Origin of the sequence: Marivivens marinus (assembly GCF_035969385.1) — a bacterium.
Taxonomy (GTDB): Bacteria; Pseudomonadota; Alphaproteobacteria; order Rhodobacterales; family Rhodobacteraceae; genus SELP01.
The window spans coordinates 1-2,347 of the sequence record NZ_JAYKKJ010000018.1; the positions used below are offsets into that span (position 1 = coordinate 1).

Below are 2,347 nucleotides of genomic sequence, written 5' to 3' on the forward strand. Positions count from 1 at the left end.
GATGCGGTGCTTGTGTTCTCCTTGACGGTCAATGATGGAACAGAATCAAGCTCAGCAGATGCCGTGACCATTACGGTAGAAGCACCATCGCCAACTCCAGCAACCGCTTTCGCAGAATACGAAGAAGAAATCCGTGCGACACTGGTGGATGACGCTAGGCGCAATCTGACTTCTGCCATGTCAACAAACCAAAGACTTATTCGCGATGCGCGTGGTCGAATGATCGAAACACAACAGGCCTTGTCCGGGTGCGCCGTAGATGAAACCCAAAGTGGCGTTGGTGTGGAAAGTGAACTTGACAGTTTCGAATGCACACCAAATTCCGTGTCCACTCGCAACTACGTCCCATTCGACGTGGACGGCACCTTTGCGCTAAATGGAACCACTGTCAGCACAAGCGGTAGTTTCTTTGGGCAAACCGGTAATTATGAGGGCACGCAGCGCCGCCTGTTCTTCGGTGACTTTGACGTGCAGCATGACAGTGACACGGGCAGCAGCACTGCCACACTCACAGCTCGTGTTGCCTGGGAACAAATGACCAGCGACAGAACCATGCTGGGCTACTTCATCGGCGGTGAGCTGGCACATTCAAACATCGATGGTGCATTCGAGGGTGACCAAGATCGGGTAGGTGTCACAGCAGGTGGCTATGCTGTTTACCAACTTGCTGACCAAGTGTATCTGGACGGCTTCATCAGCTACGGCATTGGTCGCAACAACCTAGACATGAAGAACGACGTGCTGGCACTGACCAGCGATTACACCACACGCACGGCAACAGTGGGCGCTTCACTATCGGGTGTGTATGAGTATGAACGCTATGAGTTCCGCCCTGAACTGGCGTTAAGCTACGGCAAGACTTGGATTGGTAATGTAGGGTTCACTGGCCGGGCTTACGGTCTTGTGGATGACACGCTGAGCTTGGACGCAGGCAACGTAAGCATTGCCAATCTTACACTGCGGCCTGAAGTCGTTTGGGCACTGGATGCAGACACAGTGGCTGACAGCCGCAGTCAGCTCAGCTTTGCCCCACGTGCAATCTGCGAACGTACCATTGCAACAACTCGCACAGAAAACTGTGGTGGTGGCGCTGAGCTTGGACTGAGCAGCACGTCAGAAGATGGATTGAGTAATGCAGAAATCCGCTTTGTCCTAGACCGTGTTGGCAGCAGCTATCGATCAAGCTTTGCAGTTAACCTCGAACACAGGTTCTAAACACATCTGAAAACATAGTGGGCGGACCTCGGTTCGCCCTTTTTCACGAGTTGCTTTTTGAAAAAATTTTATAAATAAATTATGCATTATAGGTTTAATTTAACTATGCCTGCCTCTGATAGTGTCAATTTTAACAGCGGAAGTGTGGTGTTGAACCTAAATCGTGCAAATGCCGCTCAAAACCAGGTGCAGCACATCAACTCTTGTGTACCGCTACACTGGCCTAGCATCGCTCCCGTCCACCCCGCACACGGCCCGCACAGCGTGTCTCAGACACCATTATGAAGTTACTGAGCTGATTGGAGCTTGCGGTGCCTGCGGCTTGAGGCGATCAAAGTCTGCCTGCGAGATGCCAGTAGAGATCGCGTTGATCACTGGCTTGCTGGTAATCTCTGCAGATTGAGATGGTTTAGCGGGTTTAACCCTAGACTTTGGGATAGGCAGTGGTGCTTTGGGACCTAGAGCTTTGCCCTTCGCTTTTGGCTTGGCATCTTTTGCCTTGAGCCTGCCATCGAGTTTGTTTGCTAGGAAGCTCGCTGTGTTGGCAAAAATTTTGAGGTCATCCACCGCCTGCTCAACACTTGCAGCTCCTGATCCTTTCTCAATCACATCAATGAGGCGGCGCAGTTCATCACGATCATCCATGAGAGCCCCCTTTGCAAAACTGGGGTGATGCAAAATCACCAGGCTGAATTGATAAGTACTGGCCTAGAAAAATCCGCGCGGCAGAATTTTTATCATGCAAGACCCATTTCAAACACGTGTTCATGCGCTCATTCTTTCAGGTGCTCGCCAAACAGCCTCCGCCTGTCGCGCTATGGTCTGATCGCATAATCCTTTGAGCCGCTCAAATTGCAGCGCCAAGTTGCCGTGCTCCGCTGTCCCTGTAGCCCTTAGACGCTCAGCATAATGCCCCAGCTTGTGCGAACAGATCGCGAGGGTTTCTACGCTTGGGCCCGTTCCATGATTGCGCAGAGTTCGAATGTAACCTTCACTGCGACCAAGCCAGGCCCTGCAAAACTCTGGTGTGTTGCGTACAGCGCCACTCCCAATCATGGCGTGCCCCCATCGGGTGGTCCGGTTTGATTGTTAGTGCATCGTGGGCCTCTGGTCCATCGGAACGATGCTTTCT

At 52.1% G+C, this 2,347-nt stretch carries 3 protein-coding genes; 1 reads left to right on the forward strand and 2 read right to left on the reverse strand.

Going from position 1 to position 2,347, the window contains the following annotated elements; all coding sequences use genetic code 11:
- A partial coding sequence (locus U3648_RS16285) for an autotransporter domain-containing protein (RefSeq protein WP_420860284.1) occupies positions 1–1,215 on the forward strand: 1,215 nt, incomplete at its 5' end.
- 279 nt (positions 1,216–1,494) lie between these two features.
- Here the strand turns inward: U3648_RS16285 and U3648_RS16290 are convergent.
- Positions 1,495–1,860 carry a hypothetical protein gene (locus U3648_RS16290; RefSeq protein WP_420860285.1) on the reverse strand — a complete coding sequence of 122 codons (366 nt, stop codon included), beginning with the start codon at positions 1,858–1,860 and terminating at the stop codon, positions 1,495–1,497.
- Between the two features lie 120 nt (positions 1,861–1,980).
- Positions 1,981–2,271, reverse strand: a complete 291-nt coding sequence (locus U3648_RS16295; protein ID WP_420860286.1) for a DUF6626 family protein — start codon at positions 2,269–2,271, stop codon at positions 1,981–1,983.
- Positions 2,272–2,347: the final 76 nt, after the last annotated feature.

What these genes read in the sequence shown, in the direction of transcription:
- U3648_RS16290 (WP_420860285.1), bottom strand. Translation starts at nt 1,860, where the DNA reads ATGGATGATCGTGATGAACTGCGCCGCCTCATTGATGTGATTGAGAAA.
- U3648_RS16295 (WP_420860286.1), bottom strand. Translation starts at nt 2,271, where the DNA reads ATGATTGGGAGTGGCGCTGTACGCAACACACCAGAGTTTTGCAGGGCC.